15 protein-coding genes and 2 tRNA genes are annotated in these 15249 nt (G+C 39.9%); 16 read left to right on the plus strand and 1 reads right to left on the minus strand.

Going from position 1 to position 15249, the window contains the following annotated elements; all coding sequences use genetic code 11:
• Nucleotides 1-97 precede the first annotated feature (97 nt).
• Together trxA and uvrC are read left to right on the plus strand one after the other, a co-directional pair.
• Nucleotides 98-412 carry a thioredoxin gene (trxA, locus tag ACTWP7_RS02855; protein WP_014643949.1) on the plus strand — a complete coding sequence of 105 codons (315 nt, stop codon included), beginning with the start codon at nucleotides 98-100 and terminating at the stop codon, nucleotides 410-412.
• Between the two features lie 172 nt (nucleotides 413-584).
• Nucleotides 585-2381 carry an excinuclease ABC subunit UvrC gene (gene uvrC, locus ACTWP7_RS02860; RefSeq protein ID WP_443121943.1) on the plus strand — a complete coding sequence of 599 codons (1797 nt, stop codon included), beginning with the start codon at nucleotides 585-587 and terminating at the stop codon, nucleotides 2379-2381.
• A gap of 15 nt (nucleotides 2382-2396) precedes the next feature.
• Here the strand turns inward: uvrC and ACTWP7_RS02865 are convergent, their stop codons facing one another.
• A complete protein-coding gene (locus ACTWP7_RS02865; protein ID WP_443121944.1) occupies nucleotides 2397-2840 on the minus strand; it encodes a YslB family protein in 444 nt (147 codons plus the stop codon).
• Nucleotides 2841-3122: 282 nt separating this feature from the next.
• Between ACTWP7_RS02865 and ACTWP7_RS02870 the strand changes: the two genes are divergently transcribed.
• The 14 genes from ACTWP7_RS02870 to ACTWP7_RS02935 all read left to right on the plus strand — a co-directional run bounded on the left by ACTWP7_RS02870 (nucleotide 3123) and on the right by ACTWP7_RS02935 (nucleotide 14744).
• Nucleotides 3123-3743 carry a succinate dehydrogenase cytochrome b558 subunit gene (locus ACTWP7_RS02870; RefSeq protein WP_014643946.1) on the plus strand — a complete coding sequence of 207 codons (621 nt, stop codon included), beginning with the start codon at nucleotides 3123-3125 and terminating at the stop codon, nucleotides 3741-3743.
• A 42-nt stretch (nucleotides 3744-3785) separates the two neighbouring features.
• On the plus strand, nucleotides 3786-5537 hold the full coding sequence (sdhA, locus tag ACTWP7_RS02875; RefSeq protein WP_443121945.1) for a succinate dehydrogenase flavoprotein subunit: 1752 nt from the start codon (nucleotides 3786-3788) through the stop codon (nucleotides 5535-5537).
• 15 nt (nucleotides 5538-5552) lie between these two features.
• Entirely contained in the window at nucleotides 5553-6317 is a 765-nt protein-coding gene (sdhB, locus tag ACTWP7_RS02880) for a succinate dehydrogenase iron-sulfur subunit (protein WP_443121946.1), read from the plus strand.
• 129 nt (nucleotides 6318-6446) lie between these two features.
• Nucleotides 6447-8771: a sensor histidine kinase gene (locus ACTWP7_RS02885; protein ID WP_443121947.1), complete on the plus strand. Its 2325-nt coding sequence runs from the start codon at nucleotides 6447-6449 to the stop codon at nucleotides 8769-8771.
• Entirely contained in the window at nucleotides 8768-9418 is a 651-nt protein-coding gene (locus tag ACTWP7_RS02890) for a response regulator transcription factor (protein WP_443121948.1), read from the plus strand. Before ACTWP7_RS02885 ends, ACTWP7_RS02890 begins: the two co-directional genes overlap by 4 nt.
• Nucleotides 9419-9515: 97 nt before the next feature.
• The gene (locus tag ACTWP7_RS02895; protein WP_014643940.1) at nucleotides 9516-9740 is read left to right on the plus strand and encodes a helix-turn-helix domain-containing protein; all 225 of its coding nucleotides are present in this window, start codon (nucleotides 9516-9518) and stop codon (nucleotides 9738-9740) included.
• 173 nt (nucleotides 9741-9913) lie between these two features.
• A complete protein-coding gene (locus tag ACTWP7_RS02900) occupies nucleotides 9914-10375 on the plus strand; it encodes a MarR family winged helix-turn-helix transcriptional regulator (RefSeq protein ID WP_443121949.1) in 462 nt (153 codons plus the stop codon).
• A gap of 21 nt (nucleotides 10376-10396) precedes the next feature.
• The gene (racE, locus tag ACTWP7_RS02905; RefSeq protein WP_443121950.1) at nucleotides 10397-11221 is read left to right on the plus strand and encodes a glutamate racemase; all 825 of its coding nucleotides are present in this window, start codon (nucleotides 10397-10399) and stop codon (nucleotides 11219-11221) included.
• A gap of 116 nt (nucleotides 11222-11337) precedes the next feature.
• A complete protein-coding gene (locus ACTWP7_RS02910) occupies nucleotides 11338-12426 on the plus strand; it encodes a GerMN domain-containing protein (protein ID WP_443121951.1) in 1089 nt (362 codons plus the stop codon).
• A 131-nt stretch (nucleotides 12427-12557) separates the two neighbouring features.
• Nucleotides 12558-13328 carry a ribonuclease PH gene (rph, locus tag ACTWP7_RS02915; protein WP_443121952.1) on the plus strand — a complete coding sequence of 257 codons (771 nt, stop codon included), beginning with the start codon at nucleotides 12558-12560 and terminating at the stop codon, nucleotides 13326-13328.
• Nucleotides 13325-13921 carry an XTP/dITP diphosphatase gene (locus ACTWP7_RS02920; RefSeq protein ID WP_443121953.1) on the plus strand — a complete coding sequence of 199 codons (597 nt, stop codon included), beginning with the start codon at nucleotides 13325-13327 and terminating at the stop codon, nucleotides 13919-13921. Before rph ends, ACTWP7_RS02920 begins: the two co-directional genes overlap by 4 nt.
• 13 nt (nucleotides 13922-13934) lie before the next feature.
• Nucleotides 13935-14462 (plus strand): metallophosphoesterase, encoded by a 528-nt coding sequence (locus tag ACTWP7_RS02925; RefSeq protein ID WP_443121954.1) that lies wholly within the window; start codon nucleotides 13935-13937, stop codon nucleotides 14460-14462.
• Nucleotides 14463-14564: 102 nt separating this feature from the next.
• Nucleotides 14565-14638: transfer RNA gene (locus ACTWP7_RS02930), tRNA-Gly, on the plus strand.
• Between the two features lie 32 nt (nucleotides 14639-14670).
• Nucleotides 14671-14744: transfer RNA gene (locus ACTWP7_RS02935), tRNA-Arg, on the plus strand.
• Nucleotides 14745-15249: the final 505 nt, after the last annotated feature.

The raw sequence follows: 15249 nt of genomic DNA on the forward strand, positions 1-15249 counted from the left end.
CGTTCCATGTTTAAATAGGGTATAAACAAATTGTTAGTCACTAAAAATAGATAGTGATATACTCTAAACAGAATAAAAGTTCGAGGAGGAATAGAGAATGGCAATTGTAAAAGCAACAGATCAAAATTTCACTAACGAAACAAATGAAGGTTTAGTATTAGCAGATTTCTGGGCTCCATGGTGCGGACCTTGCAAAATGATCGCACCGGTTCTTGAAGAACTGGATGAAGAAATGAACGATCAAGTGAAAATTGTTAAACTTGATGTAGATGAGAACCAGGAAACAGCTGGTAAGTATGGAGTTATGAGTATTCCGACATTATTGCTCTTTAAAGACGGCAAAGTCGTAGACCAGGTCATCGGCTTCCAGCCAAAAGAACAGTTGGCCGAACTCATCTCAAAACACGCGTAAGGAAAATCGTTGATAAGAACCGCGTTGCATAGCAGCGCGGTTCTTTTTATAGGAAGGGAATTCAAATGCACTCTCCTAAGGAAGAAAGCACATTGTAATCGTTTATTTTTGTATAATATTTCCTGCGTATGATACGTTTAATATAGATTTCTAATATATGGAGTGAAATCCTATGAATTCAACAATTAAAGAAAAGCTGGCTGTGTTACCAGACCAGCCGGGCTGCTACCTCATGAAAGATAAAAATGGAACGATTATTTACGTAGGTAAATCCAAAGTTTTAAAAAATCGCGTGCGTTCCTATTTTACTGGAGCACATGATGGAAAAACCCAGCGTCTAGTGAGAGAAATTGTAGACTTCGAATATATTGTTACGACATCTGAGATAGAAGCGCTAATTCTTGAAATGAATTTGATAAAAAAATATGATCCTAAATATAATGTTTTATTGAAAGATGATAAAACTTATCCTTATTTAAAAATCACTGCAGAACGGCATCCCCGTCTGATTGTGACCCGAAACGTAAAAAAAGATAATGGTAAATATTTTGGACCCTACCCGAACGTAATTGCTGCCAGGGAAACAAAAAAATTGCTGGATCGTTTATATCCCCTTAGAAAATGTAACACGATGCCTGATCGTGTTTGTTTATATTATCACATGCATCAGTGTCTAGGTCCTTGCGAATACCCTGTATCTAAGGAAACAAATCAGGAAATTGTACAGAACATTACCTCTTTTTTGAGCGGCGGCCATGCGGATATTAAAAAGGATCTTAAAAAGCGAATGTATGAAGCATCAGAATCTCTTGATTTTGAGCGAGCTAAGGAACTTCGTGATCAAATTGATCATATCGAGTCGGTTATGGAACAGCAGAAAATGACGATGAATGATCAAGTAGATAGAGATATTTTTGGATATTCATACGATAAAGGGTGGATGTGCGTACAGGTGTTCTTTGTACGAAGAGGTAAATTGATCGAACGAGATGTTGCTTTGTTTCCATTCTTTGATGATCCAGAGGAAACGTTCCTCAGTTATATTGGCCGGTTCTATCTCCATCAGAATCATCCTTATCCGAAGCAAGTACTTGTACCTGTGGCTACCAGCACAGAAGTTCTTGAAGGGGTGCTTGAAACCAAGGTTCACATCCCTATGAGAGGGCGTAAGAAAGAACTAGTCGAACTTGCTATGAAAAATGCAAGTATTGCTTTAGAGGAAAAGTTCGCGCTTATCGAAAGAGATGAAGAGCGTACTATTAAGGCTGTAGAGGCATTAGGGGAGCACATGAACATCGAAACTCCACATCGTATTGAGGCGTTTGATAACTCGAATATACAGGGGACAGACCCAGTATCTGCTATGGTAGTATTTATTGACGGAAAACCAAATAAGAAGGAATACCGAAAGTATAAAGTACGTGATGTAAGTGGACCGGATGATTATGACACGATGAGAGAAGTAATTCGAAGAAGGTATAAACGAGTTCTTAAAGAGGAATTGCCTCTACCAGACTTAATCGTGGTGGACGGTGGGAAAGGTCAAATGTCAGCTGCTATGGATGTGCTTGAGAATGAACTTGGACTCGATATTCCTTTATGTGGTCTGGCGAAAGACGATAAACATAAAACCAGTGAACTCCTCTATGGAGAACCACCGGTTATTATGAATCTTGATCGTAATTCTCAAGAATTTTATCTTGTTCAGAGGATTCAGGATGAAGTCCACCGATTCGCTATTTCGTTCCATCGTCAGCTTAGAGGAAAAGGAGCGATTCAGTCTGAATTAGATAAAATTCCAGGAGTCGGCCAAAAACGTCGACGATTACTGCTGAGGCATTTTAAGTCTGTACCTGAGATTAAAAGTGCTGGTCTTCAGGATCTGACTAAATTAGGGATTCCTGAGCCTGTAGCCAATACCATTCTTATCCATTTAAATCAGGAGGAAGCAGAGTCGGCTGAAGAATAGCTGGCTGGTTCTATATTACGTGATTATAGCTGTAAGTTCTATGTATTTCTCTTTTGTGTACTTTTCTTCCAGGCATTCATAGGTTTCACCTGTGAGTGTCTGGATGGTTTCAGCTAAAAATCCGCATTCTATTCTGTAATCAATGTGAAAGAGGTCCTGACATAATCGTTTCTCGATTATATGCCCGGTCAGCCTGAAAATCATTTCTTTTTTCTTTTCTTTGACCAATGAGAGGTCTCCCCACCCCATATATTGAAAAAATTCATAAAGTTCATCGTAATTATTAATCAATGTCTTGCGTGCCATGTTTTTACCCATAAGGTATAACAGGTAAGGGGCATCCTGGCCAAGGAAATCAGGTAAGGTTTGGTAGCGCATGATATCATAACCTGCACCTGTGGTGACAAGCGATGATATGATATTCTGGTCTATTTTTGTAGATTCTTCCAATACACTCATTCCTTTCTATATTATTATCACCCGAAATGCGACATGGCGCAATAATTATTGTTTCATTTTATGGAAAGGAAATAAATGTGTATTTTTGAGCATTTTATAGACTGGCTTTCTTGACGCTCCTAGTGGATAGAAGTACAATAAATATGTCACAAACTGTACATTTAACAGAGGATGAATGGATAAAGGGGATTTGTTTATTATTTTTGAGCGATTGTAAAGCGCTTAACTGTCTGAAAAATTTTCAAATTCATTCTTTCTGTTACTATTTTGAGGGGGGTAAACATGGCGGGAACACGCGGATATGTTAATCGAAGGCTACATTCATTATTAGGGGTAGTTCCCATCGGGATTTTTCTGCTTCAGCACTTAACTGTGAACTTTTTTGCAACACGTGGTCCAGAAGCATTCAATGCAGCAGCTCATTTTATGGAGAGCTTGCCATATCGATATGTTTTGGAAATATTTATTATTTTCTTACCACTATTATTCCATTCAATTTATGGAGTATATATCGCATTCACAGCTAAGAGTAATTTGTCGAACTTCGGGTATTTCAGAAACTGGATGTTTATGCTTCAGCGTATTACAGGTATTCTGACTTTAATTTTCGTAGCTTGGCACGTGTGGGAAACAAGGATTGCCATCGGCTTCGGCTGGGCAGAACTTAACTATTCTTTAATGGAAGGTATCCTTACGGAGCCATTCTTTTTCTGGTTCTACATAGTAGGGGTGATTTCAACTACTTTCCACTTTGCTAACGGTCTTTGGTCTTTCTGTGTAAGCTGGGGAATTACTGTTTCTCCACGTTCACAGCTAGTCATGACTTATGCAAGCATTGTAGTTTTTGTCGCTATATCTTATGTCGGTGTACGTACACTGATTCAATTCGCATACGGAATATAATTATACGCAGATATATAGTATTTAAGGGAGTGAGCTTCAATCATGACTAATCGAAATATTATTGTTGTCGGAGGGGGTCTAGCAGGCCTGATGGCAACAATTAAAGCAGCAGAGCAAGGGGTTCACGTGGATCTGCTCTCTATTGTACCTGTTAAACGCTCTCACTCTGTTTGTGCTCAGGGAGGAATTAACGGCGCAGTTAATACAAAAGGTGAAGGAGACTCTCCTTGGGAACACTTTGATGATACCGTTTATGGTGGAGATTTCTTAGCTAACCAGCCTCCAGTTAAGGCTATGTGTGATGCAGCACCTGGAATTATTCACTTGTTAGATCGTATGGGTGTCATGTTTAACCGTACTCCTGAAGGTCTTCTTGACTTCCGTCGTTTCGGAGGAACTCAGCACCACCGTACGGCTTTTGCTGGCGCTACGACCGGTCAACAGCTTTTATATGCTCTTGATGAACAAGTAAGAAGGCACGAAGTTAATGGACTCGTAACGAAGTATGAAAACTGGGAATTCCTGTCAGCCATTATTGACGATGATGGAGTCAGCCGCGGCGTCATGGGTCAGAATTTAAGTGACCATGAAATTAAAGCATTCCCTGCAGATGCTGTAATTATGGCAACTGGTGGTCCAGGAATCATCTTTGGTAAGTCAACAAACTCTGTCATCAATACAGGGTCAGCAGCAGGGGCGCTATACCAGCAAGGTGTAAGTTACGCTAATGGTGAATTTATTCAAATCCACCCAACAGCGATACCAGGTGATGATAAGCTTAGACTAATGAGTGAGTCAGCACGAGGAGAAGGTGGACGTGTCTGGACTTATAAAGACGGTGAACCGTGGTATTTCCTGGAAGAGAAATATCCAGCTTACGGTAACCTTGTACCAAGGGACATAGCAACTCGTGAAATATTCGATGTATGTGTAAACCAAAAACTTGGTATTAACGGTGAAAACATGGTGTACTTGGATCTTTCTCATAAAGACCCTAAAGAATTAGATGTAAAACTTGGAGGAATCATCGAAATCTACGAAAAATTCGTAGGAGATGATCCTAAGAAAGTACCAATGAAGATTTTCCCTGCGGTTCACTATTCTATGGGAGGCATGTGGGTTGACTTCGATCAAATGACTCATATTCCTGGGATATTTGCTGCTGGAGAATGTGATTATACTCAGCATGGCGGTAATCGCTTAGGCGCTAATTCCCTGTTATCTTCCATTTATGGCGGGATGGTAGCTGGTCCAAATGCAGTAAAATACACGGAAGGTTTGGAAACCATATCAGAGGATATGAATTCAACCCTATTCGAGAAGAAACTGAAAGAAGAACAAGCTAAATTTGATGAAATCATGAAGATGGACGGCGATGAAAACGCGTATCAAATCCACAAAGAGCTCGGGGAATGGATGACTGATAACGTAACAGTGGTTCGTGAGAATGAGAAATTACTTAAGACAGATGAAAAAATACTTGAGCTTATGGATCGTTACAAACGGATCAATATTAATGATACGTCCCGCTGGAGTAACCAGGGAGCAATGTTTACACGTCAGCTTTGGAATATGCTTCAGTTAGCGAGGGTAATTACACAGGGTGCTTATAACCGAAATGAAAGCCGCGGTGCCCATTATAAGCCTGAATACCCTGATCGTAATGACGAAGATTGGTTGAAAACAACGGTAGCGAGCTATGATAAAGAAAATAACAAACCAGTTTTCAATTACGAGGAAGTTGATACTTCATTAATCGAGCCTCGTAAACGTGACTACTCGAAGAGCAAATAAAGGAGGTCATTGATGATGAGCGAAAACAAAACGATTACGTTTATTATTACACGCCAGGATCATCCGGATGAATCTGCCTATGATGAAAAGTTCGAAATTCCTTATCGTGAAAATATGAATGTTATCTCAGCACTTATGGAAATCCGCCGAAATCCTGTGAATGCGGATGGTGAAGCCACCACTCCCGTTTATTGGGATATGGGATGTTTGGAAGAAGTATGCGGAGCATGTTCGATGGTTATTAACGGTACACCCAGGCAGTCCTGTACGGCTCTAGTCGATCAGTTGGAGCAGCCGATAAGGCTTGCGCCAATGACAACTTTCCCTGTAACACGCGACCTTGCGGTTGATCGAAGCCGCATGTTTGATTCACTGAAGAAAGTAAAAGCATGGGTGCCAATTGACGGAACTCATGACCTTGGACCAGGACCGAAAATGGCAGAAAGTAAGCGTCAGTGGGCATATGAGTTATCTAAATGTATGACATGCGGTGTGTGTCTGGAAGCATGTCCAAACGTTAATAGTAAAACTGATTTTATCGGCCCGGCTGCTTTGTCTCAAGTCCGTTTATTCAATTCTCATCCTACAGGTGCAATGAACAAAAGTGAACGATTGCAGACAATTATGGATGCAGAGGGACTTATGGGATGCGGAAATGCTCAAAACTGTGTCCAATCTTGTCCAAAAGGAATCCCTTTAACTACTTCTATTGCTGCTTTATATCGCGACACAGCTATTGAATCCTTTAAGAGTTTCTTTGGTAGTGACTCAAGAGTGTAAGATCATAAGGTAAGTAAAACCCCCTTCCTTTTAGTGGAAGGGGGTTTTGTTTTGGTATATTTAATGGTTTGAGAGGCTTGCCAGTCATAGTATAATAGATATAATTGATTTTGAGGTAAGGGTGATTTTATGCAGAAATTCAAGTGGAGTCACTTGATTGTATTAATGTTCTTTATTATATCCGCTGGTTACTTATCCGTACTTTCCATTACCCAGCCTTTCCTTGGAATCGATTTGGAAAAACAAGGGGACACCTGGGTAATTACACATGTTGACATGGGGAGCTGGGCTGATCGTGAAAATATACCTATAGGTTCAAGCATCTCTAGTATAGAAGGGAATGCACCAGAGGACCATTTTAGTGTTTCTATGTTTGAGGAAGTAGAGTTAGCCAACTCTTTTACAATTCAGACCTCCGAGCAACCACTCGTTTATGAGAACATTGAGCAGAAAGGTCCTCTGCACTGGACTCTTTTTATCATTATCCCAATTTTATTTTTTCTTTCTATACTGGCGATCGCTTATCTTGTTCATAAACGAGTTCCTAAAAGGTATTCTGCGAACCAATTAATTATTTTCTTTTTAACTATAGCGACAGGGTATTTAAGCAATAGTGGGGCTGTGCGGGATGATTTGTACAGCATATTTCTAAACACTTCTTTATTCTTAGTGGCTCCTGTTATCCTCATGCATTTTTTATACAATTATTTTCAAGAGCTAAATATTTATTGGTTTTCCAAGAAAATCGTCTATTCTTTATATGTTTTCGTTATTGCCGTTTCCAGTTTGGAAGGAATATTTTTATATAGCCATAATTATCCTGACGCTTTTGATTCTATCCCTGGATGGCTGCTTCTGGTACTTTACATTTTTTTATTTAGTGTCATTTACAAAGGTCTTTATATTCATAAAGAATCACCTGTGGGGTCCATTTTCAAATACATGAGTGTTGGTATGACTGTTGCTTTCTTCCCCTACATTTGGCTGTACCTTGTTCCTGCTTTACTGTTCGGTGTGAAAATTATATCAATTGAGGTAGGGGCTTTTTTCTTAGTAGCCTTACCAGTAACATTTATGTATCTAATTACTCGCGAACGTCTAATTGATATAAATTTTGTTATCAGCCGCGTTCGTTACTATGCTTTATTATCTATTATCCCGAGTGTTCTATTAACGCTGGGAATCACCTGGCTGATGGAAACAATATCATCTGAAGTTACTTATGTTCAGATTTACTTACTCATTCATATAGGCTTTATTATGTTTCTTTCTATAAAGGAAGTATTGGATTTCCGTTTACAAAGGTATTTGTTTTCGGCTCGGTACAGCTATCAGGAAAGTATGCACCGAATGTCTAAGGACATGAAAGATCAGTCGAACGCCGTTGATTTGATGAAGGTCATGCGAGATGAAATTAAAAATGTAATGAATGTTAAAGAAATTTATATCTATTCTAAGCATAATAAGAAGAATATGTATTGTGTGTACGATCAAATTCCCGATGATATTTTGCAACACTTTGACCGCGAGCTTATCAGTTATAATTATGATATAGGCTCCATTATAGAAACTGAAAAAGGGTTTGGCGTTATTGTAGGATATTCTTTAGAGAAATTAACAATGCTCTGGTGTAAAGGAAAAAAAGATTATACTAACTTGAACCGTGACGAAAAGACCTATCTTCAGACGATATCCCATAACGCAAACATTGCCATTGAAAATATGAATCTTATTGAAGATCTAGTAAAAGAATTGCAAACTCTAAAAAGTGATAATACTCAAAAGTATCCCACATGGTTATCCCGTCTGCTTTTCACGATTGCCGAAAATCAGCGGAAGCAATTGTCTATTGATCTTCATGATACCGTTTTACAGGAACAACTGTATTTATACCGTAAGATGGATGATTTGATCGCGCACCGTCATGCTTTGGAGCCAACCCTTCAAGCAGAATTAAATATGTACAAAGAATCACTGCTTGATAGTATTCACTTAATTAGAGAAACCTGTAATGAACTAAGACCTGCTTTCATAGAAGAGCTAGGATTGGTGCAATCATTAAAAAACTTAATTCATCAATATCAATTACGCTCAAATTTCACGGTATATTTTAGAAGTGATGAATTTAAGGCTGGCTTAGACCAGGAACGTATTCTTGCTATCTTTCGTGTTGTGCAGGAATTACTTACCAATGCTATGAAACATTCTGAAGCTAAAATAGTAAAACTATCATTATCGAATGATGAGGAACTAGTCCACTTATTTTACTCAGATAATGGTCTGGGGATGGATTATTCTTTTAAGCGTGATCTTTTTTCACACATCGGGTTGTCTGGGATTGAACAGCGAGTAAACGGGCTGAATGGAAATCTTGAAATTGACACAGCACCCGGTGCTGGATTTAGAATGACGATAACTTTTCCTTATGCAGCTAAGAAGGAGGTCCATGTATGACTAGAGTATTAATTGTAGATGATCACCCGGCAGTTGGAGCAGGAACTAAAGCTATGCTGGAGCAAGAAAGTGATATGAAGGTAGATGTTATTGACCATTGGGATAAAGTAGAAGGCCTTCTCGAGCAGTACTTGTACGACATTTTGTTACTTGATTTATATATGCCTGGCATGAATGGAATTGAACTTGCCAAGCAAATACGTAAACACTATCCGGATCTCACCTTATTAATTTATACAGGGTTTGATCTCAGTACTCACTTTAATATGCTTGTGGAAGCAGATATTAATGGTTTCGTAAGTAAAACAGCTGCGAGTGAACAACTCGTCACTGCTATTCGTTGTGCACTTAGGGATGAAGTGGTTATTCCGCTCCACCTCTTTAAACAGTTAAGGCGTTCTGAGGCAAGTGTCAGCCAAACGAATGAATCCCAGGAAGGTTCAGGGCTTTCTTTAAATGAAAAGGAACAGTCGATTCTCAAGGAGGTAGCTTCAGGGTTTACCAACCGAGAAATTGCTCAAGCGCTTCATATGTCTCAAAGGAGTGTAGAATACACACTTACTGGTATTTTTAATAAACTTAATGTACGATCAAGAACAGAAGCTCTTTTCAAAGCCCAGGAACTCGGGCTTGTGTCTAAATCATAATAGGTTGACACAACGCAGCCTGTAAAGTCATACGATAAATTGACTAAATAATTCCCCTCGATCCTCATGCTCAAGGACAACAAGGAGGGGTACGCTTGTGAAGGAGGAGGGCTATCGGCCAACACAAATTCTAACCAAGCGGGAGCGAGAAGTTTTTGAGCTTCTGGTCCAAGACAAGACAACGAAGGAAATCGCAAAAGAGCTCTTTATTTCAGAGAAGACTGTGCGGAATCACATTTCAAACGCCATGCAAAAGCTAGGGGTGAAAGGACGCTCACAGGCAGTTGTAGAACTGCTACGTATGGGTGAACTGGAACTTTAAGTCTCCATAGAACAGCAAAGATATGGCTTGTTTGTAATGGGAGGACCTTTCAGGTATTGCTATCTATAGCAATACCTGAAAGGGTTTTTAATAAGGAAGAATTTTTATCTTGAATTTTTGTTTATAAACCACGAGAATGAGACATACAGAGAATTTCGTTAGGAGTGCTGAATGTGTCCAATCAATTACAAGCGTCCATTATAGCGGATGTGGAAAAAGAGCTCAGATACATATCTGGAATTATCAAACAAAGAGGACGAGTAATTCTAAATCACTATCTTATTACCGCTCCGCAATTTGTTGCTTTGCAGTGGCTACTTGAAAAGGGGGATATGACCATTGGTGAATTATCCGATTATATCCACCTTGCATGCAGTACCACTACTGATTTAGTGGATCGCATGGAAAAAAATAAACTGGTTGAAAGAGTTAGGGATTTAAAAGATCGCAGAGTTGTAAGGATTCATGTTCTTCAAAAAGGTGAACAAATTATCCATGAGGTAATTGAAAAGCGTCAAGATTATTTAAAAGAAGTGTTGAAGGATGTTCCCACAGATGATGTGGAAACCTTAAATAACTTATTGCATGTCCTTCATGAAAAAATGCGTGACGCTGATCAGGAGCAATTTGATTAAGGATTAAAAGAGGGATGTTACGTGAAGCAGCAGTCAATTGGTGTAATTGATTCAGGTGTAGGTGGATTGACAGTAGCTCGTGAGCTAATGCGTCAATTGCCAAAAGAATCGTTCGTTTATTTAGGAGATACGCGAAGATGCCCGTATGGACCTAGATCTGAAGAAGAAGTCCGGGCCTTTACATGGCAAATGGTCAATTATTTGCTGGCAAAAAATATAAAAATGCTTGTGGTAGCTTGCAACACGGCTACTGCTTATACACTCGCAGAACTGCAGGATGAACTTGATATACCAGTGGTTGGTGTTATTGAACCGGGAGCAAGAGCAGCTATTAAATTTAGTAATAATAAACGTATTGGAGTTATTGGCACAGAAGGAACAATAAAAAGCAAGGCTTATCCTGAAGCGTTAATGTCCATTGATCAGTCTATCAGGGTCAATGATTTAGCTTGCCCATCATTTGTGCCTATGGTTGAGGAAGGCATTCTTTCTGGACCTGAAGCAGAAGGAATTGTCGCTCGCACTTTGCAGCCTTTAAAAGCTATGAATCATATTGATACGTTAATCTTAGGCTGCACTCACTATCCTTTGATTAAAGATCTCGTTCAAAATGAAATGGGAGATCATATTCAAGTAATAAGTTCCGGAGAAGAGACAGCAAGAGAAGCGAGTTTCATGCTTGCCTATCATAAAATGCTGGAAAAAGGAAAAGAGCCGCCTGTCTATGAATTTTATACCACAGGGGACGTAGAGAAGTTCCGTATCATTGCAAACAGCTGGTTCGATGATCCGGTGGAGATCGTAAGACTGGTAGAATTAGAACACCTACAAAGCACTGCTTATTAAGGATAAGCGGTGTTTTTTTCTGGATTTAGAAAATAGGAGCAGCAAAAAAATCTGTGGTCTATTCCTTTCTTGGGCTCGTATATATGGTAGTACAATCAATCTCAGGAGGGGAAACGATGAAGAAGTCTGGTTACAAACCCTATTTAATTGCGGTTTTGTTATTAATAAGCTCAGGACTTTTAAGCGGCTGCTTATTTGAGGGAGAGCAAACTTTAGAAAAAATGGATCCACCGGAGGAGACTACCGTCACTGAACCAGAAATGGATAGTGAAGCTGCATCACCGGAAGGAGAGACGAAAGAAGAGGGAGAAACTACTGAAGAGGAACCGGCATCCGGTACGGTAGAGAGGGAGCTTTATCTATTGGATGCGAGCGGCATGGTCGTGCCTCAGACGCTAGAACTGCCTGCATCCGAAGAAGCGGCGACTCAGGTACTTGAATATTTAGTTAAGGATGGTCCAGTTACGAATTTACTGCCTAATGGATTTCAAGCTGTACTGCCAGCAGGTACTGAAATTTTAGGGCTTAATCCGGAAGCCGATGGCACAATGGTGGTAGATGTTTCAACAGAATTCAAAAATTATGAGGAGAAGGATGAACAGAAAATCCTTCAAGCCATGACCTACACATTGACGCAATTTGACAACGTAAAACGAATAAAGCTTTGGATCAACGGTCATGAACAAGATGTTATGCCCGTCGGCGGAACCCCGATAACGGATGGGGTTTCTCGTTCCGACGGAATCAATGTTCATGTAGGAGACCAAACAGATGTAGTGGATAGTGAAGCGGTAACCGTCTATTTTCCAACTCAGAATGGCGATCAGATTTATCAAGTTCCTGTTACCACACGAGTTAAAAAGAATGACGATAACTACTCCTCTGTGGTCCAAGCTCTTCTAAACGGACCTGAACTTGGATCGTCACTTCTTCACCCTTTTAATGAAGGTGCACAGGTGATAGGTACAGACTTAAAGAATGGGGTTTTGAAGCTATCCTTTAACGAAGCAATATTATCTGGTGAAGAACAAAAGTCTCTATCTGATGAAGCGTTAGCCAGCCTGGTCATGAGTTTAACCGATCTTTCCGACGTTGAATCCGTAGAAGTGCAGGTGGAGGGTACGGAGCAGGTTATCAAAGAATCAGGGGAACCTCTGGTAGAACCAGTAAGTCGATCAGATATCAATAAATCTGAAGAATTCTAAAATGGAAACGGGTGCCTGCAAAGGTGCCCTTTTTCTTTCTAAAAGCGGAGAAGAACAGACTTACTACCGAGCAGCTATAAATTGTGTTAAGATGGGCTAGGATAATGGAGTAGAAGAAGGAGGCGGCTTTAATGAGAAACGACCAAAGAAAAGTAAATCAATTAAGAAAAGTGACGATAGAAACTGATTATGTTAAACATCCGGAAGGTTCGGTATTAATAAGTTTTGGAGATACAAAAGTAATTTGTAATGCCAGTATTGAGGACCGTGTCCCGCCATTTTTACGAAACCAAGGAAAAGGCTGGATCACGGCTGAATATGCCATGCTCCCGAGAGCGACGGAGAATAGAAACATCCGGGAGTCTTCAAAAGGAAAAGTTTCAGGACGTACGATGGAAATACAACGCTTAATAGGACGTGCGCTCCGGGCAGTAGTGGATTTAGATAAAATTGGCGAGCGCACACTATGGGTAGACTGTGATGTTATTCAAGCAGATGGAGGCACACGAACAGCTTCTATTACAGGGGCATTTGTTGCTGTGGTTCTTGCATTAGGTAAATTAGTCCATAACAAATCCATTAAAGAGCTGCCGATTAGTGATTATTTAACCGCTATATCTGTAGGTGTACTTCCAGAAGGAGAAGAAGTACTGGATTTATGTTATGAAGAAGATAGCAAAGCACAAGTAGATATGAACGTCGTCATGACAGGAAATGGGGAATTTGTAGAACTTCAGGGTACGGGAGAAGAAGCGACGTTCTCTATGCCTCAGCTCCAGGCGATGCTTTCATTGGCTCAAGAAGGAGTTACTGAACTTGTGGAACTTCAGCGGGAAGCAATTGGAGAATGGGCAGAGGTTATTTCTGCTAAACAAGCAGCACAAACGGGGGGTCAATCGTGAAAGAGGTTTTAATTGCAACAAAAAACGCCGGAAAAGTCGGCGAGTTTCAGGAGCTTTTTGCTGCTTATAATATAGCAGTTAAGTCTTTACTTGATTTTGATGAAGAGATAACGGATATTGAAGAGACCGGTACCACCTTTGCTGAAAATGCAGCTATCAAAGCAGAGGCTGCAATGGATCACTATCAAATTCCAGTGATCGCAGATGATTCAGGTCTTGAAATTGATGCATTGGATGGAGCACCGGGTGTTTATTCGGCCCGGTATGCCGGGAAAGAGAAAGATGACGATAAGAACATGGAAAAAGTGCTTGATGAGCTAATAGATACGCCATTAGAAAAGAGAACGGCCCGTTTTGTCTGCGCCATAGCCGTAGCCCGACCGAATGAAGATACCTTCGTGAAAACCGGGGTATGTGAAGGCAGTATTGCTTTAATGTCCAGAGGAACGAATGGTTTTGGATATGACCCGATTTTCATACCAAAAGGGTCTGATCGAACGATGGCTGAGCATACTTCAGAAGAAAAGAATTCCATCAGTCATCGACATTATGCTATCCTGCAAATAGAGGAATGGTTAAAAGATCAATCGTAAAGAGGTGGTCCAGATGCCAAAAGTATTAATCATTAGTGACAGCCACGGGCTGGAACAAGAGTTAATGGACGTGAAGAAACGTCATCAGCATGAAGTAGACGCCATGCTTCACTGTGGTGATTCTGAACTTAGTTATGATTCAAAGGAATTAGAAGGCTTTTATTATGCAAAAGGGAATTGTGATTTTGAGTCTGAAATGGAAAATGATCAGGTGGTTACAGTCGGTGATATTACTTTTATTGTGACTCATGGTCATCTTTATCAAATTAAATCTACATTGATGCCGCTTTCCTACAAAGCTGAAGAAGCAGGAGCTCAAATAGCATGTTTTGGTCATTCCCACATTGCAGGGACTGAAAAAGTGAATGAAAAACTGTTTATTAACCCAGGGAGCTGCCGTCTTCCAAGAGATCGTGAGGAGCCAACGTACGCCATCCTTGAATGGACGTCCCTTGATCAATTGAAGTTGCAATTCTTTCATATCAATGGGGATGTTATGCCGGACTTATATCTGGAAACATCACTTGCAGCAAAGGAATAATTCTTTGCTGCAATCCTGTTGACAAATACAAGAGTTCTTATTATAATAGTTTTTGTCCGCTTAAACGATATAGAAAAATTCGAGTTAATAATTTTTATCAATGCGGGTGTAGTTTAGTGGTAAAACCTCAGCCTTCCAAGCTGATGATGAGGGTTCGATTCCCTTCACCCGCTCCATAACATACTTGATTTTTAGAATACTTAATCTTGTCCCAGTAGCTCAGCAGGATAGAGCAACAGCCTTCTAAGCTGTGGGTCGGGAGTTCGAATCTCTCCTGGGACACTAACTTAAAACAGCTGATTCCTTTTTATAATGAAGGAATCAGCTGTTTTTTTTTTTTAGGTTATACCATCGGTTTAAATTATCCTACTATAAGATGCAACCATTTTTTAAGTATAAAAAGTTAAAAGAATACCATTAGGTAGTATATAAAAGTCCAGTTTTGAAAAAAACCTGGTGCACTTCCATTTAATGGAGAAGGTTATGGAGTTAAAAGAAGCCATAAATGCTCTAAGAGCATTTATGGTCGTGGTAATTTATTCAAGACTACGGATTTTCTAGGATGACAATTTAAATGAATCTAAGCTGCTTTCGGTCAGATCGAATTTCAAGCAACTTTGGTCATAAAAGACTTCCAGGTATGGTTGTGTTTCGAGGGGATAATATCGGATGAAGAATAGGTGATGTCCCGTTAGGTTTCTTAAGTACGAATCAGTAAGTAATTCTTTTAATGAAATCAATTCTTGATTGGGTGTGTTGGCATTCCCTTCTACTGAGCTGAAACCAT

The organism is Halobacillus sp. B29 (assembly GCF_052246755.1).
Classification (GTDB): Bacteria; Bacillota; Bacilli; order Bacillales; family Halobacillaceae; genus Halobacillus; species Halobacillus halophilus.